The sequence below is a fragment of the Maribellus mangrovi genome, assembly GCF_037646455.1.
In the GTDB taxonomy this organism is placed as follows: domain Bacteria; phylum Bacteroidota; class Bacteroidia; order Bacteroidales; family Prolixibacteraceae; genus Draconibacterium; species Draconibacterium mangrovi_A.
Window position 1 is genome coordinate 1 of sequence record NZ_JBBIXN010000004.1, and the last position, 20,143, is coordinate 20,143.

Annotated in this window: 20 protein-coding genes; 6 read left to right on the forward strand and 14 right to left on the reverse strand. The window is 42.7% G+C overall.

Annotation, left to right across the window (positions count from 1 at the left end; genetic code table 11):
• Positions 1 to 223: 223 nt before the first annotated feature.
• From WFY05_RS15385 to WFY05_RS15430, 10 genes are all read right to left on the reverse strand, one after another.
• Complete coding sequence (locus tag WFY05_RS15385; protein WP_340113790.1) at positions 224 to 1,405, reverse strand: ATP-binding protein; 1,182 nt, start codon at positions 1,403 to 1,405, stop codon at positions 224 to 226.
• 131 nt (positions 1,406 to 1,536) lie between these two features.
• Positions 1,537 to 2,109 (reverse strand): electron transport complex subunit RsxA, encoded by a 573-nt coding sequence (gene rsxA, locus WFY05_RS15390; RefSeq protein ID WP_340113791.1) that lies wholly within the window; start codon positions 2,107 to 2,109, stop codon positions 1,537 to 1,539.
• Positions 2,110 to 2,120: 11 nt separating this feature from the next.
• Complete coding sequence (gene rsxE / locus WFY05_RS15395) at positions 2,121 to 2,705, reverse strand: electron transport complex subunit RsxE (RefSeq protein ID WP_340113792.1); 585 nt, start codon at positions 2,703 to 2,705, stop codon at positions 2,121 to 2,123.
• Positions 2,706 to 2,714: 9 nt separating this feature from the next.
• Positions 2,715 to 3,317, reverse strand: a complete 603-nt coding sequence (locus tag WFY05_RS15400) for an RnfABCDGE type electron transport complex subunit G (RefSeq protein WP_340113793.1) — start codon at positions 3,315 to 3,317, stop codon at positions 2,715 to 2,717.
• A 1-nt stretch (position 3,318) separates the two neighbouring features.
• Entirely contained in the window at positions 3,319 to 4,296 is a 978-nt protein-coding gene (locus WFY05_RS15405; RefSeq protein WP_340113794.1) for an RnfABCDGE type electron transport complex subunit D, read from the reverse strand.
• 15 nt (positions 4,297 to 4,311) lie between these two features.
• On the reverse strand, positions 4,312 to 5,643 hold the full coding sequence (gene rsxC, locus WFY05_RS15410) for an electron transport complex subunit RsxC (protein ID WP_340113795.1): 1,332 nt from the start codon (positions 5,641 to 5,643) through the stop codon (positions 4,312 to 4,314).
• A gap of 10 nt (positions 5,644 to 5,653) precedes the next feature.
• Positions 5,654 to 6,517: a Fe-S cluster domain-containing protein gene (locus WFY05_RS15415; RefSeq protein ID WP_340113796.1), complete on the reverse strand. Its 864-nt coding sequence runs from the start codon at positions 6,515 to 6,517 to the stop codon at positions 5,654 to 5,656.
• Between the two features lie 3 nt (positions 6,518 to 6,520).
• Positions 6,521 to 6,937, reverse strand: a complete 417-nt coding sequence (locus WFY05_RS15420) for a SoxR reducing system RseC family protein (RefSeq protein ID WP_340113797.1) — start codon at positions 6,935 to 6,937, stop codon at positions 6,521 to 6,523.
• Between the two features lie 108 nt (positions 6,938 to 7,045).
• On the reverse strand, positions 7,046 to 8,962 hold the full coding sequence (locus WFY05_RS15425; protein WP_340113798.1) for a monovalent cation:proton antiporter-2 (CPA2) family protein: 1,917 nt from the start codon (positions 8,960 to 8,962) through the stop codon (positions 7,046 to 7,048).
• Positions 8,955 to 9,551, reverse strand: coding sequence for an NAD(P)H-dependent oxidoreductase (locus WFY05_RS15430; protein WP_340113799.1), 597 nt, complete (start codon positions 9,549 to 9,551; stop codon positions 8,955 to 8,957). The genes WFY05_RS15425 and WFY05_RS15430 overlap by 8 nt, the downstream gene beginning before the upstream one ends.
• Before the next feature lie 265 nt (positions 9,552 to 9,816).
• On the opposite strand from WFY05_RS15430, the gene WFY05_RS15435 reads away from it, so the two are divergent.
• The 5 genes from WFY05_RS15435 to WFY05_RS15455 all read left to right on the forward strand — a co-directional run bounded on the left by WFY05_RS15435 (position 9,817) and on the right by WFY05_RS15455 (position 16,167).
• Positions 9,817 to 11,043, forward strand: coding sequence for a bifunctional 3,4-dihydroxy-2-butanone-4-phosphate synthase/GTP cyclohydrolase II (locus tag WFY05_RS15435; protein ID WP_340113800.1), 1,227 nt, complete (start codon positions 9,817 to 9,819; stop codon positions 11,041 to 11,043).
• Positions 11,044 to 11,161: 118 nt separating this feature from the next.
• A complete protein-coding gene (locus tag WFY05_RS15440) occupies positions 11,162 to 12,712 on the forward strand; it encodes an arylsulfatase (protein ID WP_340113801.1) in 1,551 nt (516 codons plus the stop codon).
• Between the two features lie 10 nt (positions 12,713 to 12,722).
• Entirely contained in the window at positions 12,723 to 14,144 is a 1,422-nt protein-coding gene (locus WFY05_RS15445) for a sulfatase family protein (protein ID WP_340113802.1), read from the forward strand.
• 115 nt (positions 14,145 to 14,259) lie between these two features.
• Positions 14,260 to 15,756: a sulfatase family protein gene (locus tag WFY05_RS15450; protein ID WP_340113803.1), complete on the forward strand. Its 1,497-nt coding sequence runs from the start codon at positions 14,260 to 14,262 to the stop codon at positions 15,754 to 15,756.
• Between the two features lie 120 nt (positions 15,757 to 15,876).
• A complete protein-coding gene (locus WFY05_RS15455) occupies positions 15,877 to 16,167 on the forward strand; it encodes a hypothetical protein (protein ID WP_340113804.1) in 291 nt (96 codons plus the stop codon).
• 85 nt (positions 16,168 to 16,252) lie between these two features.
• Here the strand turns inward: WFY05_RS15455 and WFY05_RS15460 are convergent, their stop codons facing one another.
• The 4 genes from WFY05_RS15460 to WFY05_RS15475 are packed head-to-tail and all read right to left on the reverse strand — an operon-like array spanning position 16,253 to position 18,582.
• Positions 16,253 to 16,720, reverse strand: coding sequence for a hypothetical protein (locus tag WFY05_RS15460; protein WP_340113805.1), 468 nt, complete (start codon positions 16,718 to 16,720; stop codon positions 16,253 to 16,255).
• A 4-nt stretch (positions 16,721 to 16,724) separates the two neighbouring features.
• A complete protein-coding gene (locus WFY05_RS15465) occupies positions 16,725 to 17,180 on the reverse strand; it encodes a hypothetical protein (RefSeq protein WP_340113806.1) in 456 nt (151 codons plus the stop codon).
• A 56-nt stretch (positions 17,181 to 17,236) separates the two neighbouring features.
• A complete protein-coding gene (locus tag WFY05_RS15470) occupies positions 17,237 to 17,785 on the reverse strand; it encodes an RNA polymerase sigma factor (protein WP_340113807.1) in 549 nt (182 codons plus the stop codon).
• Positions 17,786 to 17,835: 50 nt separating this feature from the next.
• On the reverse strand, positions 17,836 to 18,582 hold the full coding sequence (locus tag WFY05_RS15475; RefSeq protein WP_340113808.1) for an NUDIX hydrolase: 747 nt from the start codon (positions 18,580 to 18,582) through the stop codon (positions 17,836 to 17,838).
• A gap of 337 nt (positions 18,583 to 18,919) precedes the next feature.
• On the opposite strand from WFY05_RS15475, the gene ychF reads away from it, so the two are divergent.
• A complete protein-coding gene (gene ychF / locus WFY05_RS15480; RefSeq protein WP_340113809.1) occupies positions 18,920 to 20,020 on the forward strand; it encodes a redox-regulated ATPase YchF in 1,101 nt (366 codons plus the stop codon).
• Positions 20,021 to 20,143: the final 123 nt, after the last annotated feature.

A 20,143-nucleotide genomic window follows, 5' to 3' on the forward strand; every position in this document is an offset into this window, starting at 1 on the left:
ATTATTGTTGTTGTTTTTGTTGTTCTTGCACTGGGTTCGCCCGTTCGTTTTTTTGTTTGTGTGTTGGTTTGGGGGGGGGGGGGCGGCGGCCCCCCCCCCCCCCCCCCCCCCCACCTCCCAAAAGCCTAACCTATCTTTAGTCTTGTCATTCTGAGCGGAATTTCATGGAGCGAAAGAATCTGTTCATTTTTCCAAAATATATTCAATTTTCTTAAACCTTTTTTTAATATAAAAAGCCGAATAACCAGAGCGGAATCTTGTTTCCTTCACCGATCTCAATTACATCGGAAGCTGCATAAACGTCACCTTCAGCTGTAAGTTTGCGTCCTCCAACATTAAACTTATATTTTCCGTCGATACAAAAATCGGCTGTGGTCGACGATGCCAACTGATGTTTGTAACCCACCTGGTTGTAAAAAAATGTTCTTCTCATGGTGAGGTTATCGTTGTTATTGGGCGCAATGGCGTGCAATAAATTTGTATCGTGCATGTACACCTGATCCGGCTTCTTCATCTGATCATCATCACCATTTCCGTTGGAATACAGCAAATTGATCAGTCGTGCATTTTTCAGGTAACGCAGGTAGTTCATCACTGTGGCACGCGATGTTTCAACCGAAGCTGCCAGTTTACTTACATTGGGCGTAAACGGTGTTTCAGAAGCAATAATGTGCAACAGTTTTCTGAGCTTTGTCAAATATTTAAATTCAATCTGGTTAATGTACGGAACATCAATTTCCAAGGCCAGATTTACATTTTTCAGCAGTTTGTTGGTGTAAAAATTCGGGGCATCCATATAATAGGGGAAATACCCGTGGTCGAGGTAATCATCGAAATAAGCCAAAGGACGAACCTCGTTAACTACCTGTTGCGCTATTTTAATATGATCTTTCAGAATTTCATTCAACGAGTAAGTCTTGAACGCTGTTCCTGCCTGGTGGTTCAGGTATTCCCGGAAAGACAATCCTTCGAGGTGATAAATTTTTGCAATACCAGCCAGATCAGGATTATCTTCAGTAATGCGCAATACAGGCGACGAAGTAAATATGATTTGAAGTTCAGGAATTTCGTCAACACATTTTCGCAGATCTTCCGACCATTCCGGATACTTCTGTATCTGGTCCAGGATCAGGATTTTTCCTCCACGCTTGGCAAACTCATCGGCAAACGAGCTGATCTTTCTTTTGGTAAAATAGAAATTATTCAGGTTAATGTACAACACCTCGTTGCTGTTGCGATGATTTTGCTTGATGTAATCGAGTAAAAAGGTAGTTTTTCCAACCCCCCTGAATCCTTTGATGCAAATGAGTCTTTCGTCCCAATCGATACTGTCCATTAACTCACGTTTGATGGTATCTTTTGGGCTTTCCAGAAGTGATTTATGTACTTGTTGAAAAAATTCCAAGGTCTATAATTTAAAGGTGCTAAATGCAGATTGCTAACTGCACTTATCAAATTTACGAATTTTTGCTATTTCAGAACCAGTATTTTTGCAGCAATATTGGTATTTGACTATTCATTAATGTAGGCTTAACCTTACACCAATCCGGAGAACCCCATAAAGGCCATCGCCAGTATTCCCGCGGTAATCAACGCGATAGGTGTTCCTTTTAGCCCTTTTGGTACATCCTGAAGGTCGAGGTGTTCGCGGATACCGGCAAACAGGACCAGCGCGAGACCAAACCCAATAGCATTCGAGATTGCATAAACCACTCCTTCAAGCAGGTTAAATTCTTTCTGAACCGTAAGAATAGCTACACCTAAAATCGCACAGTTGGTGGTGATCAAAGGCAGGAAAATACCCAATGCCTGGTACAACGGAGGACTTACTTTTTTCAGGATAATTTCAACCAGCTGTACCAGCGAAGCGATCACCAGGATAAAGGCAATGGTTTGCAGAAAAGCCAGTCCGAATTTTTCGAGAACATAAACCTGAATAAGGTAGGTAACTATGGTTGCCAGTACCATTACAAATGCTACGGCACCGGTCATTCCGATAGCGGTTGAGAGGCGTTTGGAAACTCCCAAAAACGGGCAGATTCCCAAAAACTGCATTAAAACAATGTTGTTAACGAGTATAGCGCCTAATACGATTACAAAATAACTCATTTTCTATCCTCCTAATTCTTTTTGATGCGGTTAATAATGGCAATCAGATAGCCCAGTACAATGAAGGCTCCGGGTGCCAGTACAAACAAAAGGGTCACGTAATTTTCCGAATAAAGCGTAATGTTGAATAGCTTTCCGCTTCCGAGTACCTCCCTGATACCACCGAGCAGCACCAGTGCGAACGTAAATCCGAGCCCGATTCCAAAGCCGTCGACAACAGATGATCCTACATTGTTTTTCGAGGCAAAAGCTTCTGCACGACCAAGTACAATACAGTTCACTACAATAAGCGGGATGAACAAACCGAGGCTTTTGAACAGTGCCGGAACAAAAGCCTGCATGGTCAACTGAACAATGGTAACAAACGTTGCAATAATCACGATGAAAGCAGGAATGCGCACTTTGTCAGGGATTCCTTTTTTTACCAGCGACACTACAATGTTCGACATCACCAACACAAAAGTGGTGGCCAGTCCCATTCCCAATCCGTTAATGGCCGATGAGGTTACACCCAATGTGGGGCACATTCCCAGCAGCAAAACAAAAACCGGGTTTTCCTTTATAAATCCTTTTGAAAAATTTTTCCACTGATTCATAACATATCTTTATAGACCGGTGTCACCGGTAGTTATATCTTCTTTCTTATAAGCTTCGTAAGCTCTTCGCATGGCATCGAGGAAAGCCCTCGATGAAATCGTTGAGGCCGTAATGGCATCAATTTGTCCTCCGTCTTTGGTTACATGAAAATCAGTAGTTTCCGGATTTTTACCGATCACATTTTGATTTCCTTTGTCGGTTTTAAACCACGGATCCATCTTTGATCCCAGTCCCGGTGTTTCGGCATGTTCCAGAATTGAATAGCCTGAAAAGTTACCGTCTTTATCAATACCGGCCATTACAGAAATTAATCCGCTAAAGCCTTCTTTTGTGTATGTTTTAATAGCCGTACCAACAAGTTCTCCTCCTCTGTATGCAGGGAACAGTTCAAGACTATCGCCGCCTGCTTCTGCAGGTACCTTAAAACTGATTCCCAGTGTATCAAATTCTGGCAGAACCTGTGTGATGGCTTCGGTTTGTGCTTTTAGTTTGGCTGCTTCAATAGGTGCTTTGGTAAAGTCGTAAACAAAGCCTAAAGCGGCCGCTGCAATTCCGGTAACCAGAACCAGCGTTACTACCATATTTATAAATGTCGATTCTCTTTTTGCCATCTTATTGTCCTCCGAATCGTTTAGGTTTAATGTAGTAGTTCAAAAGTGGTGTAACCGCGTTCATGATCAGAATGGCGAATGAAATACCTTCGGGATAAGCACCAAACATACGAATACTGATGGTGATCACTCCAATTCCCACTCCATATATGATCTGTCCTTTCACGGTCATAGGCGATGTGACCATGTCGGTGGCCATAAAGATCGCTCCAAGCATTAAACCACCGGTTAAAATGTGGTAGCCCGGATTTACATACACGCTTGGATCGATCATCCAGAAAACGCCTGAAACAACAGCTACTGTTAGCAGGATTGAAACCGGGATGTGCCAGGTGATCACTTTTTTCCAAAGCATGTATATTCCGCCTAGCACAAGAAGAATGGCAGAAATTTCACCCAGCGAACCGCCGATGTTACCCAGCAACATATCGTTTAATTGGGGCAGGCCGGCAATTTCCGAAATCGGAGTTCCGTTCGTAATACCTTCCTTTAACAGTCCCAGCGGAGTAGCAGCAGTAACTGCATCGATGCCTGCCTGCTTGTTTACCGGCCACGATGTCATTTGCACCGGGAACGAGATGAGCAGGAAAACACGACCAACCAGTGCCGGGTTAAAAATGTTATTTCCTAAACCACCAAACGAAAGTTTACCAATTCCCATGGCTGCCAGTGCACCAATTATAATGATCCACCAGGGCAGGTTGGCCGGCACGTTAAAAGCCAGAAGAATTCCGGTAATCAAGGCCGATCCATCGGTAACGGATGGCTTCACTTTCATTAAATATTTTTGAATCAGGTATTCAAATGCCAGACAGGCTACCACGGCAATTAAAGTCACGCGAAGCGCATCGATGCCAAATACGAATACCGACCAAATCAACGCCGGGATCATGGCGTATACAACCCGATACATGATCTTTTGGGTCGAATCGCTCGAATGAACGTGTGGCGAAGGCGAAACTGTTAACAACTTACTCATTATGCAGTTTTTGATTTATTTTTTTCGTGAACGAATGATTTGACCCACTTTTCCTTTTCCGAAGCGGATGTAGTCGAGCAACGGACGGCTTGACGGACAAGTGTAGCTGCAGGAACCACATTCGATACAATCCATTACCCGTTCTTTTTCGGCGCGGTCAAAAATTTGTTTTTCTCCCAAAGTCATTAAAAGATAAGGCTCCAGTCCCATCGGACACACGTTTGTACAACGCGAGCAGCGGATGCAACTGAGTACCTCCTCGCGAGCCGATTCCTTTTCCTGCATAAGCAGGATTCCGGAAGTACCTTTTGTAACGGGAATATCGAGCGAACTCATGGCACGTCCCATCATCGGGCCACCACTAATGATCTTTCCTGTATCTTCGGGTAAACCGCCGGCAGCTTCAACCAGTTCGCTGGTAGCGGTTCCAACTCTGACTTTAAAATTCGATGGTTTTGAAACACCTTTTCCGGTAACGGTAACCACGCGTTCAAACAGCGGTTTGTTTTTCTGAATAGCTTCGTATACAGCGAATGCTGTCCCCACATTGCTAACCACGGCACCCACTGCAATTGGAAGTGCTCCGGAAGGTACTTCTTTTCCTGTTACGGCATTGATGAGCTGTTTTTCACCACCTTGCGGATATTGAACTTTTAAAGCCACAACGCTAAGGCCCGGGTAATCTTTGCACTTTTCTGAAAGGAGCTTTATTGCATCAGGTTTGTTGTTCTCAATCCCGATTACAGCCTTTTCAACATTCATGGCTTTCATCAGTAATTGAGTACCTACCAGAATCTCGTCGGTTTTTTCCAGCATCAAACGGTGGTCTGATGTCAGGTAAGGTTCACATTCCACTCCGTTGATCAGCAACACCTCGGCTTTCATGCCTTTGGGCGGAACCAGTTTTACGTGGGTAGGGAAGGTAGCACCACCCAAACCAACGATTCCGGCATCCTGTATTTTCTGAATGATCGCCTGACCGTCGATCGAAATGTCTTTAACAAGGTCTTCCGAACGGTCGATTTCTTCCACCCACTCGTCGCCTTCAACATCGATAAAAATACCCTGCTTGGGATATCCGGAGCTGTCGGCCGAAAAGTCTACTTTTTTCACTTTTCCTGAAACAGAAGAGTGAATATTGGTAGAAACAAAGCTGCTGCTTTTAGCGATCACCTGGCCTACTTTTACTGCGTCGCCACGTTTTACAACGGGAGTGGCCGGTGCACCAATGTGCTGTGCCACCGGTATAAACACCGTTTTTGGCAAAGGAAGCACTTCGATGGCTTTGTCTTTCGAGAGTTTATTTTCGGGAGGATGTACTCCGCCTATTTTAAACGTCTTCAACATCCTTATTTATTTAAGTTGTGGTACATTCTTCTTTTTCTGCCGGCTTCACTTTCCGCGGTGGAAAGTTTAGTTCCAGTATGGAATTGGTGGGGCAAACGGGCACGCATTTACGGCACAGTTTGCATTTGTCAGAATCAATAAATGCCAGGTTGTTTTCCATGGTAATGGCATCAAACGGACACTCTTTGAAACATTTGCTGCAACCGATACAAGCCACATCGCATGCTTTGCGTGCAACACCGCCTTTGTCCTGGTTACGGCAAGCCACCACCACTTTGCGGTTCTTTGGCATTTTTTTACGTAATTCGATCAGGTCTTTCGGACAAGCATCAACACAGGCGCCGCATGCCACACATTTGTCATCGATAATTTCCGGAATTCCGGTTTCGGGATGCATTACAATGGCATCAAAGTCGCAGGCATCGTAACAATCGCCGTAACCCAGACAGCCGTATTGGCAATCCGACTCGCCACTGTATACTGATGATGCAATAGCACAAGTACTCGCTCCGTCGAAAGAGCTGGTTTTTGGCCGGTGATCGCAGGTTCCGTTGCAGCGGATAAAAGCTATACGCGGATCTTGCTTCACGGCTTCCAGTCCAAGTATCGAAGCTACATCGCTCATGCAATCATTTCCGCCCACCGGACAGTTCAGATCGCCCATTTCGGTGGCCGCCACACAGGCTTCGGCAAATGCCCGGCAGCCTGCAAAACCGCAACCGCCGCAGTTGGCACCCGGAAGTGCTTCTTCCACCTCGTCGATGCGCGGATCCTCATATACTTTGAATTTCTGTGCCACAAAGTAAAGGATAACAGCTGCCGCTGCTCCTATTACAGCTAATGTGACAATGGTATATATAACGGTAATACTCATTGGTTAAATAGTTTCTTCAACTTCGAATTTGAATATTTTTTTTAAATGATGCCGTAAAAAATATAATGTTGTATAGTATGGTATTAAAACACCCAGCGAAATCAATCCGGCTTTTAACTCGTTTCCGGTGATTTCGAGCGTAACGATAAGCGTGATCAGTACAACAAGGAAGGGCAGAATATAGCCCCAGAATAAGGCTGTAAATCCTTTCGACTCACGAAAGATTATTGTTACTTCCTGTCCAGGTTGGTAGCTTCCCTTAAACTCATTGATCTCGATTTCCTTGTCCTGAAAATCGGAAACGGAGCAGGCGCCCTGCGCGTGACAAGTAGAACAGGCTGATTGATTGATGATTGTGACAATCAATTTCCCGGTGCTAACTGTTTTTACAAATCCCTTATGTCTGATTTCTGACTCCAAACCTAAATTTTTGCTACTTAGAGATGGCAAATTTAGATATTAAATTGAATCTGGAAATGACAGAAAACTAAAAATACTGAAATCCGGTTAATTTAAAGTCAGTCTAATTTAGTTCTTCGAATCTGTGGCTTTTGTGTTCGAATTTGATTGCGCCTCATCTTTCAGTGTATCCACATCCCAGGCACAATCCGAATCATGGATTGAGAAATCTTTTTCGGTTTGCAGTGTCTCGGAAACCTGTTCGGCAAAACGCCTGGTTTCGCGGATAAATTCATTATGATCTTCCAACCAGTGTTTGTACAATTCGTCGGTCACCTTGTCTTCGTGGTGCTTAAAAGTGCGGGTGGCGCGGTAGGCTTCGTATTTTGTAAAACCCAGTTCGTTTAGCGCTTTTGCTCCCAGTTCGCTGGCCGATTCAAACATTTCGCGTTGCACAGTGCGTACATCCAGCTTGAAATATTCAAAAACATGGAAGATGTCTCTGGCACGTGCAAGGATTTTTACATGCGGGTATTTCTCACGTACATATTCGGCTACCTTCAATGCTTCGTCGTGTTCGGCCATACTAAGTATTAGCATTCGGGCATTTTTTACGCCCGCATTTTCGAGCAACTGAGGCCGGGTGACATCACCAAAATACAATTTGAATCCGTATTTACGGAGAATTTCCACGTTCGAGGGATTGTTGTCGAGGATGGTAACTTTAATGTTGTTGGCTAGCAAAATACGACCGACAACCAGCCCGAAACGGCCAAATCCCGCAAGTATTACCGGACTTTCCTGTTCTTCCACCTCGTCGTATTCCAGTTTGTTTTGCCAGCGCGCGAGGATTGGACTAACTGCCTTGTCGTTAAAAATCAACAACAATGGAGAAATTGCCATCGACAAGGTAACAACTAACAAAAGCATCGCAGCCGTTTTTTCATCGAACAACTGGTTTTGTTTCGAGAACGAGATAAGTACAAAACTGAATTCGCTGGATTGCGCTAAAAGAAAAGCAAACAGAAACTCGTAGCCTTTTTTCAGCCTGAACACTCTCCCGAGTACCAGCAGGATAATAAATTTTACCGCAATTAACAATCCTACCAAAGCGATGATCAGCAACGGATTTTCTATAAATAAATTAAAATTAATACTGGCGCCCACCGAAATAAAGAACAAACCAAGCAGCAGCCCTTTAAACGGATCGATCGTGGTTTCCAGTTCGTGGCGGTATTCGTTGTCGGCAAGTACTACGCCGGCAATAAATGTACCCAACGCAGGCGACAGACCGATCTGATCCATAGCCAGTGCAATTCCAATAACAAGGAGTAGTGCCAGCGCTACAAAAACTTCGTGCAGACCTGTTTCGGCGATCAACCTGAATATATGCCGTGCTGCAAAACGCCCTATAAATACGATGGCAGCAATGGCTCCGATAATAATAATAAGCTGCAACCATCCCGGCATACTGGCTACATTACCCACTTTTTCTAGTGCAGAATCGGATAAGATTGCGGGTTGCCCCAGTTTGGCAATCAACGGAAGCAAAGCCAAAATCGGAATTACGGCCATATCCTGGAACAACAACACTGAAAAAGCAGATCGTCCGGCAGTATTTCGCATCAGTCCCTTTTCGCTGAGTGTTTGCAAAACAATTGCCGTCGACGACAATGCCAGAATTAAACCGATCGCCAGTGCCCGGTTTACCTGAAAATTCATAGCCAGTGCAATAAAAGTCATGACCAGTGCAGTAATCAGTACCTGCAATCCTCCCAGACCAAAAATGGAGCGCCGCATTCGCCACAATAACGAGGGTTCGAGTTCGAGCCCGATAATGAAAAGCATCAGCACAACGCCAAATTCAGCAAAATGCATCACCTCATCAGTTTGCCCTACCAAACCCAAAACAAACGGGCCAATAATTATTCCGGCCAACAGATAGCCCAGGACCGAACCAAGTCCGAGTTTTTTTGCCAGTGGTACACTTACCACTGCTGCTCCCAAATAAATTAAAGCCTGTAAAAAGAAATCCTGATTATGCATAGTTGGCGATTAAGTGGTTCATATTGTCTGCCTTCAAAAAATCCTGCGCGTTAAATTTGCCGTCGCGTAAGCTGGTAATCACTTCTGCGTAGTCTTTGGCCTGTTGTTTTAATTTTTCCTTAGTAATTGTGTGCGATCCGTACGTAACAAATGGTGGGAGATAGATCATGCGACACAGCGTTACCGAACGATCGAAAGGAGCCAGAAACTCGTTTACCGTGAACCGGTTGCTCCCTGTTTTTGAATAAACCTCTTGCTGGCCTCCGGTTGAAATGGCCGACATCACCCATTTTCCTTCAAGTGCCCGGCCTGTTCTGCCATAGGCAAAACCATGCTGAAGTACCAGATCCATCCACTCCTTAAAAAGAGCAGGTGCATTGTACCAGTAAAACGGGTGGTGCCAGATGATCACATCGTGTTCAAGCAGTAATCGCTGTTCTTTTTCCACATCAATAAAAAAATCAGGGTAATTCTCGTACAGATCGTTCACGGTAACTCCTTTAAGATCCTTTACCGCATCGATGAGGGTTTTATTGATAATGGATTTCTGAATAGCCGGATGGGCAAAAATTATTAGTATTTTTTTCATACTATCCAATTTGTTTGTTTTCAGCGGTGTTCTACGGAACGTGCACATCATTTAACGATCCTTTTGGTTGTAGCCGTTTTACTTGCACGTTTACACAGTTGCCTGATTTTCGTTAAGGTTCTAAAATAATACAATCTGTATAGAAAGCATACACATATTGGCTAGAATTCAGTCCCGAATTTCTGCTTTTGGATAATGGTAAAGCTAAAAGTCATGTTCAGTTTATTAAAAGTTTGTAATTTTGCGCTGACTTTAATGGGCAGTTATGACAGAAATTAAGCTAAATACTATTCCTGAAGCCATTGCCGCCATTCAGAAAGGCGAGATGGTTATTGTGGTGGATGATGAGGATAGAGAGAACGAAGGTGACCTGATTGTGGCTTCGGAATTAATTACACCCGACATTGTGAATTTTATGGCTTTGCATGCCCGGGGATTAATTTGTGTTGCACTCACCGAAAAAAGGTGCGATGAATTGCAGCTGGACTTGATGGTTGGGAAAAATACATCGTCGAACGAAACCAATTTTACGGTTTCTGTTGATGCGATTCATCCTGAAGTGAGTACCGGAATTTCTGCCTCCGACCGTGCGATTACCATAAAAATGCTGGTGGACAAAAATACCCGGCCTGAACAATTGGGACGCCCGGGTCATATTTTTCCACTGAAAGCTAAAAACAGAGGAGTACTTCGCCGAAGTGGTCATACTGAAGCAGCGGTCGATCTTACCCGGCTGGCAGGCTTGAAACCTTCAGGGGTTTTGGTTGAAATTATGAATGAAGACGGTACGATGGCCCGTTTACCGCAACTTTTCGAATTTGCCCAAAAATTTAACCTGAAATTGGTTTCCATAAAAGACCTGATCTCCTTTCTTTTTCAAAGCGATAGTTTGATCGACCGTGGAGAAGAAGTGAATTTGCCTACTCAATACGGAGATTTTCGTATTGTTCCTTTTCGTCAGAAATCAAACGGAGCTGAACACGTTGCTTTAATAAAAGGCGAATGGGAACCTAACGAACCGATCCTCACCCGTGTGCATTCGTCGTGCATGACCGGCGATATTTTTGGATCGATGCGTTGCGAATGTGGCGATCAGTTGCATAAAGCCATGGAAATGATCGAGGAAGAAGGCAAGGGCGTAATTGTTTACATGATGCAGGAAGGACGTGGTATTGGTCTGCTGAATAAAATTGCGGCTTATAAATTACAGGACCAGGGACTGGATACTGTAGAAGCCAACATCCATCTGGGTTTTAAAGCCGATGAACGCGACTATGGGGTTGGTGCGCAGATACTTCGTAACCTGGGGGTTACAAAAATGCGCCTGATGACGAATAACCCGGTAAAACGTGTTGGGTTGGAAGGTTACGGCCTTGAGGTTACCGAAATCATTTCGGTAGAAATAGCACCAAACGAGCACAACCAACGCTACATGAAGACCAAGCGCGACAGGATGGGGCATCACCTGAAAGGATTTAATTACGATATCTAGGATATAAGTTCACACCTTCCTGATAAAATAATCTTTTTAAAAATTTTAAAAAAAGAAACACATTTGTCTTATTTTTTTAGATAATGCATAAATTTGTAGATCTAAATAAAAACAGACAATGAAACAGTTCTTTTTTATAGCTCTCTTAGTTTTTACAAGCCACCAACTTTTTGCACAGGCTCAGCCGAAGGCTCCGCACATTATTTTTATTATTACCGATCAGCAACGGGCCGACGCGCTCGGATGTATGGGAAATGATGCTGTTATTTCACCCAACATCGACAAATTGGCCGAGGAGGGTGTGATGTTCGAAAATGGTTATGCAGCAACGCCAAGCTGCACACCTGCACGTGCAGGGCTGTTAACAGGACTTTCGCCATGGCACCACGGAATGTTGGGTTACGGAAGAGTGGCCCGCGAATATAAATATGAAATGCCCCGCATGCTGCGCGAAGCCGGTTATTACACATTCGGAATTGGTAAAATGCACTGGTTTCCGCAAAAAGCTTTGCACGGTTTTCACGGAACACTGGTTGACGAAAGCGGACGGATTGAGCAAGACGGTTTTATTAGCGATTACCGCGATTGGTTCAAATTGCAGGCTCCGGGTGAAGATCCCGACAAAACAGGAATTGGCTGGAACGATCATACCTCGGGAGTATATCAACTCGATGAGAAATTACATCCAACGTATTGGACCGGACAAACGGCCATTGAAATGATAAAAAACTACAACCGAGAAAATCCGCTGTTTCTGAAAATATCTTTTGCACGGCCACACAGTCCTTATGATCCGCCACAGCGCTTTCTGGATATGTATAAAGATGTGAAAATTCCTGAACCTTATCTTGGTGAATGGGATACTGAATGTGAAGGACTTGAAGGAGGGAAGGATGCCGCTTTTGGCGATTTTGGAATCGATTACGCCGTTGAAACACGCAGGCATTACTATGCCAATATTACGTTTATCGATGAAATGGTTGGAGAGATCGTTCAGGCCTTAATAGATAATGGTATGTATGAGAATGCACTGATCTGTTTTACCTCTGATCATGGCGATATGATGGGTGACCATTACCACTGGCGAAAAACGTATGCTTACGAAGGTTCGTCGAATATACCCTTTGTGCTAAAATGGCCCGAAACCTGCGACGGTGCCCTGCCGCGTGGTAGTGTTCTTGAACAAACTACCGAATTGCGAGACTTTTTGCCAACGTTCCTCGATGCCGCAGGTGCTGATATACCCCTGGAAATGGATGGAATGTCGATGCTGGAACTAGTTCGCAATCCGAATGCAGAATGGAGACCGTACATCGATCTGGAACATGCAACTACTTACAGTCAGGATAATTACTGGTCAGCTTTAACCGACGGTACCTGGAAATACATCTGGTTTTTCAGAACCGGGAAAGAACAGTTGTTTAACCTGAATAAAGATCCGGGTGAAATAACCGACCTCTCCGAAACGAATAAAAAAGAACTGGAAAAATGGCGACAGCATATGGTGGATCACCTGAGTGAACGAGGAGAAGGTTTTGTAAAGGACGGAAAACTGGTAACGCGAACAGAGAACATGGTGTACAGTCCCAATTATCCGAAAGATGAGCGCAGCGATAGCGAAAGACTGAAACACTGGCGTGAAATATACAAAGGTGATTTAGAATACTAAATCCTTTGATATGATAAGATTATCTGTCTCGTTATTATTATTTTTTTGCCTGTCATGTGAATTGATAACAACTCAGAGATCGGATCCGAATATCATTCTAATAATGAGTGACGACCTGGGGTGGGGCGATACAGGATTTAATGGTAATACGGTTATAAATACTCCTAATTTGGATATGCTGGCCAACAAAGGAATTGTGTTTAATCGTTTTTATTCGGCGTCGGCGGTATGTTCTCCTACACGCGGCAGTTGTCTGACAGGACGAAATCCATACCGTTTAGGAATACCGGGAGCCAACACCGGGCATTTAAGACAGGAAGAAATTACATTGCCGGAGCTGTTAAAAGAAAGAGGTTATAGTACCGGTCATTTTGGGAAATGGCATTTAGGTACTCTTACTACAAAAGCAAGGGATGCCAACCGAGGTCGACCCGGTGATTTTTCGAATTACAGTATTCCGTCAATGCATGGTTTTGATACATGGTTCGTCACTGAATCTAAAGTTCCTACTTATGATCCCATGCATAAACCGACATTTTTCGACACTGAAAAAGGTGAAAGTCTGAGATATGGCTGGAAAGCCATTGAGGACAAAGCCAGTGCTGAGAACTACGGAACCCGGTATTGGAAAGGAGAAGAAATAAGCGAGACTGAAAACCTGGAAGGTGACGACTCAAAGATAATCATGGATCGCGTACTTCCCTTTATCGAAAAATCAGTTGATAATGGGCAAGTATTTTTTTCTACGATCTGGTTACATACTCCGCATTTACCCGTTGTTGCCACAACAATCATGATGAATACATATTCGGAATATTCATATCGCGAACAGATTTATTATGCCTGTATCACGGCTATGGACGAGCAAATTGGTCGTTTATGGAAAAAACTGGAAGAACTTGGAGAGGCCGAAAATACGATGATATGGTTTTGTAGCGATAATGGCCCTGAGAGAGACACGCCGGGAAGTGCGGGTCCGTTTCGTGAAAGAAAAAGATCACTTTATGAGGGAGGAGTTAGGGTTCCAGCATTTTGTGTCTGGCCGTCAAAGATCAATCCCGGTCAGGTAAGTGATTTCCCGTGTTATACCAGTGATTACCTGCCAACTATTGTCGATTTTTTAAACCTTAGCTACCCTGACGATCGTCCGTTGGATGGAATTAGTTTAGTTAAGGTACTGAATGGAAGTACGGAAGAAAGGCAAAAACCAATGGGTTTTCATTATTACGAAAAGATGTCGTGGGTAACAGATGAGTATAAGTTACTAAGTGTAGACAATGGTAATACCTTCGAGTTGTATAACATTCTGGAAGACAAATCAGAAATCCAGAATATCATTCAGAATAATTCGGAAATGGCCAATCAAATGAAAAATGATCTGCTTAATTGGATCGAATCATGCAAACGGTCAAATGAAGAAGTTGATTATTAAATTTTATATTTAAAAGAGAAAAATTTAAACTAACAAATCGAATAAAATGAATATTAAAACATTAATCCGATGGAGTTTATTCCTGCTTATAATTGGAAGTTTATCTGCTTGTTCAGTGAAAAAAACGGAAATCCAGAGACCTAATATCCTCTTTATTCTAAGCGATGATCACACCTCGCAAGCCTGGGGCATTTATGGTGGAATATTAAAAGATGTGGTGCACACACCAAACATAAGCCGCCTGGCCGATGAAGGAATTGTACTGGATAACTGTTTTTGCACCAATTCGATTTGCACACCAAGCCGGGCAACTATTTTAACCGGTCAGTACAGTCAGCACAATGGTGTTTACACCCTGGCCGATGCCTTGTCGCCCGACAGCATGAACATTGCAAAGGTGCTTCACGAAAACGGATACCAAACTGCACTGGTAGGGAAGTGGCACCTGAAAAAACAACCGGCGGGTTTCGATTATTTTAACGTATTGCCCGGGCAAGGTCGTTACTGGAATCCAATTCTTAAAAATAAGGAGAACTGGGAAGACGGTTATGGCGGTGGTAAAGAATACAAAGGTTTTTCCACCGATGTAATTGCCGATTTAAGCATCGACTGGATGAAAAACCGCGACAAGACAAAACCTTTTATGATGATGTGCCATTTTAAGGCGACACACGAACCTTTTGATTTCCCCGATCGATTTAAACATCTGTTGGATAGCGTTGAGATTCCGGAACCGGCCAGCCTTTTTGATGCCGGCCCTGAAACTACCGGCCGCACTTTTAAAGGTCAGGTACTTGAAAACCTGCGCGATCGTTACCTCGAAAATACCCGAAATCCGGATTACTGGGCGCAGTATCCCGAATTACCATTTTCTGTGGATGGTTTAAGTGCCAAAGAACAAAGACGGAAGACCTATCATAAATTGGTGAAAGATTTTATCAGAAGTGGCGCTGCCATCGACGATAATATTGGAAAACTACTCGATTTCCTTGAAGCCGAAGGAATTGCCGACAATACCGTGGTGATTTACACCGCCGACCAGGGCTATTTTTTGGGTGAACATGGATTCTTTGATAAACGCTTGATTTACGAAGAATCGTTGCGGATGCCTTTTGTAATCCGTTATCCAAAAGAATTTAACGGCGGACAACGGATTGATGATATCATCCTGAATATTGATTTTGCTGCTTTGCTGGCTGATTATGCAAATATTGAAAAGCCGGGCTTTGTGCAGGGTAGTAGCTTCAGAGAAAATCTGAAAGGAACTACACCAAACGACTGGCGTCAGTCGATGTATTATCGTTACTGGTTACATTCAGTCGATCGTCCTGCGCATTTCGGAATTCGAAATCAACGGTACAAACTGGCTTTCTTTTATGGGCAACCACTGAGCATGAAAGGTACGCAGCAGGAAACTACCGCTCCTGCATGGGAATTCTTCGATCTTCAGAAAGATCCGAAAGAACTGCACAATGCATATGGTGAAGCTGAATATGATGCTATCATTGCCCAAATGAAAGAGGAGCTTATAAAATTGCGCAACGAGTGCGGTGATACGGATGATAAATACCCGGTAATGCAGGAGATCATCGAAAATAACTGGCAGGATTAACAGCAGAAAACTCACCTCCATTTCAATAATTAGTAAACATAAATGGGGATTTTTTATTTTTTGATGGAAGGATAAGATCAGAAATCCTTACTTTTAGAAAAAATTAAAACTCAAATCAATATGGATGGAAAAACAAAAGCAATAGTTGCACATATTACCTGGATTGGTTGGGTAATTGCTCTGATTATTAATTCGAACGAGAAAGACGAAATAGCCAGCTTTTACATCCGGCAAATGCTGGGGCTTTGGTTATTTTCGCTGGTAATAGCAGTTATTCCCATTGTAAACGTCATTGGTTGGATTATTACCCTTGTGTTCTGGATCATCAGTTTAATTGGAGCAATAAACGGCGAGATGAAAGAAATTCCCTGGGTTGGTCAGTATTTTCAAGACTGGTTTAAAGGTTTATAACAATAAAGTAATACAAAAAAAAAGACAGGCTAAGTACCTGTCTTTTTCATTTCGAGCGTTTATATTACAGTTCGCAATTTCTCTATTAATTATCATTTTGGTCACGGTGTTCCCTGAATTTTCGGAACATGTACATTCTGAATTCTCCTTCAGCCTTGTATAGTAACAGTACTTTCTGTGGTGGCAGAATTTCCAGAAATTTTTCGTTGTACTTTGTATTTAGTGCAGCTTCTTTTTCAAGATTGCTGGCATATTCACGCGTAAGTTTTGTAGCTTCTTTATTCGAAAGCTGTTCGGTAGCGTCACGTACCTGTCTTTCAAGTCCGCGCCGGTCTCGCTGAACTTCGGAACGTGCTTTGTCTAATTCGTTATACACCGGCCAGAATATTTCGGCCTCATGCGGTGTGAGATCCAGTTTATTGGTTAAAAAGGCGACCTTTTCGGAGCGGTATTTTTCCCATCGGTCCTCGTGCTCTTTATTATCTTGAGCCCACGTATTGTTCTGGCTGACGAGAAAAAGGTTAAATATGATGAATGCAAAAATCTTTTTCATGATCTTACTGATTTTGCAGGTTTTCGTATAGTTCATAGTCGTTAAAATTGGCGCTTACATACAATGCCAGGTCATCATCCGTGAAATTATCATCATCGTCAGTTTCATTCAAAAGCGAAATAAAAGACGACTCGTCGATGTTTTCGATGTAATTTAAAATGCCTGTTTCGGTATCGTATTCTTCTGTATTTTCGGCCAGGGTTACTGCATGGTGCGGCATAAATGTTTTTAAGGGCACATATACCAGCATAATAATAAGTGCAAAACTGGCTGCCAGCCCCAGTGCGGGTTTAAGTAATTGAATAAACCTGATTTTTCCGGGAACTTTAGCACGTTTTTCGGCATCGATCTGCATTTGCAGACGCGCTGAAAAATCGTCAAAATAATTATCAGGAGTTCTGAACGGATTCTCCTTCTTTATTTTCGACAATTCTGGTGCATCATTTTTTAATTTATCCATTTTTCCCACTTTAATATTAGTATTGACTGTAAATTTTCTAAAAGGTTTAAACCGTTTTAGTCTGTATTTTTTAAATATTCTTCAATCTTTTTCGTGGCATGATGGTACGAGGCTTTTAGCGCACCAACCGAAGTATCCAATATTTGCGACATGTCGTCGTATTTCAGTTCATCAAAATATTTCATATTGAACACCAGCCGCTGTTTTTCGGGCAATCTCAGAATGGCTTCCTGCAGTTTCATCTGAATGTCGTCGCCACTGTAATACGGGTCCGACCGCAGATTCTCAACCAGGTAATCGCTGTCCTCGCTCAAAGCCATCATATGCTTTTTTTTCTTTGAATTCAGAAAACTGATGGATTCATTGGTGGCAATGCGATACAGCCAAGTATACAGGCTCGATTCTTCCCTGAATTTATCGATATTTCGCCAGACTTTCATAAAAGTATTCTGGAGAATGTCGTCTGTATCGTCGTGATTCATCACAATTTTACGGATATGCCAGTACAATCGTTCCTGGTATGTCTTCACAAGAACATGGAAAGCAAGATCTCTCTTATTTTCATCCCGAAGATCGGCGATTATATTCTGATCAGGATCCGGCATAAAATTGTTTTAGATAAGACCACATTTGCCGGTAAAGGTTTAATGATTCTTTAGATACTGAAATTTAATCCTTCTTCGGTAAGTCGATTGTATATTTCCATATCGAATGCATACAATTTTGCGGCCCGGTGCGCTACATTGGTTTGTTTTTCACCGGTATCGACAAGCAATCCCATTTTCTGTATTTTTTTCCTGAAGTTACGGGTATCGAGTTCTTTGTCCAGAATAACTTCGTACATGGTTTGCAATTCGGTTAAAGTAAACTTATCAGGCAGAAGGTGAAATCCGACTGGATGATATTTTACCTGCTCGCGCAAGGTTCTTAAGGCCTTGTAGACTATTTCTTCCACATCGAAAATAACACTTGGCAGTTTATCAATTTCAAACCATTTAACCGATTTGGCGATCGGTGAAAGTTCCAGGTTATGATATTCAGGATTGATGAGTGCGTAGTAAGCTACGGTTAGCACGCGCATGTGTGGAATTCGGTTGGAATTACCAAATGTTTTGAATTGCTTCAAATAAATGTCTTTTAATCCCGTGGCAACTCCCAGGATCTTTTTCGCATAACCGTCCAGGTCTTCTTCAACGGGCAAGTGTGTCCCGATCAGGCCCCAATATTCATCGGATTTCAGGGCCGGGTTCTTTTCAAATATTTCTTTGGTTTGTTGATATTCCTCTTCGGTTGCCAAAAATTTTTCGAGTAAGGCGGGTTCTGCCTGCCACAACAAAACATTGAGTTTGTTGTCTTTAAAACCGAAAATTACACAGTCGATCGACAGATTCTTTAGTATCATAAGTTGTAAGTTTTCACAAATGTAGTGATTGCAGCGATTATTACCATGCTTTTTTCACAATTTGTGGCTTTCACAATAAGCTTGTAATTGGCGCATAAACATTGTAAATATACGTGTTACTGATCAATTCTCACTCAGCAAGATGCCGTAAATCCGAAATTTTCTTGTAAGCTTTTCATGTTTATTTCAATCCTAATGTTTTACCAGTTGCATAAGGCTTCAGCATTTTTAAACGCCGGAGGGTTTTAATAATGAGAATCTTGTTACGATAAAGGAATGGTCTGCTGCTAAATTTCAAAAAAAAATTACCTTTGCAGCGCAAATTTAATCGTGTAAAATGGCTTTGAAATGTGGTATTGTTGGCTTGCCAAATGTCGGTAAATCAACGCTTTTTAATTGTTTGTCGAGTGCAAAAGCACAATCGGCTAATTTCCCTTTTTGTACAATAGAACCCAATATTGGTGTTATTACCGTTCCCGATGAGCGACTTACCATGTTGGAAGCGCTTGTAAAACCACAGCGTGTAATGCCAACAACCGTTGAAATAGTCGACATTGCCGGACTTGTTAAAGGAGCGAGCAAAGGCGAAGGGTTGGGCAATAAATTTCTGGGAAACATCCGCGAAACTGATGCTATAATTCATGTATTACGTTGTTTCGAAAACGAGAACATTACCCACGTTGATGAAACCATTAATCCGGTGCGCGACAAAGAAACCATTGATATTGAGCTCCAGCTAAAAGATCTGGAAACAGTTGAAAATCGGCTGACTAAGGTTGAAAAACAAGCGCGTACAGGTGGCGACCCGGAAGCCAAACGTATGTTTCGTATTCTTTCGAAATACAGAGAGGTTTTATTGGAAGGAAAATCAGCGCGAACAGTCGAGGTCGATCCGGCTGATAAGAAAACTGTAGAAGGATTGCAGTTGCTGACCAATAAGCCAATATTGTACGTTTGTAATGTGGATGAACCTGCCGTGTTGAAAGGAAATGCATATGTTGAAGCGGTTAAAGAAGCCATAAAAGACGAAAATTCGGAGATGCTCATGATTGCGGCAGCCACAGAAGCCGATATTGCCGAACTCGACGATTACGAAGAACGCCAAATGTTTTTGGAAGATTTGGGCCTGCGAGAATCGGGCGTAAATAAACTGATAAAAACAGCTTACAAACTGCTTAACTTGGAAACCTATTTTACGGCCGGCGAGAAAGAAGTACGTGCCTGGACTTATCCGAAGGGATTTAAAGCTCCGCAAGCTGCCGGTGTTATCCATTCCGATTTTGAAAAAGGATTTATACGTGCTGAAGTCATTAAATACAACGATTTTGTAACGTTAGGATCGGAGCAGGCTTGCAAGGAAGCCGGTAAAATGGCCATCGAAGGCAAGGATTACCTGGTTCAGGATGGTGATATTATGCACTTCCGATTCAATGTTTAGGAATAATGCAAATTTAAAGTTAAAAGCACTTCCCGGAATTCTTCCTCCAAATTGATTATGTTTATATTTAAGGCCTGAAGTTCAGTTTATGTCCGGTTGCTGTTATGGATGTGATCCATACAA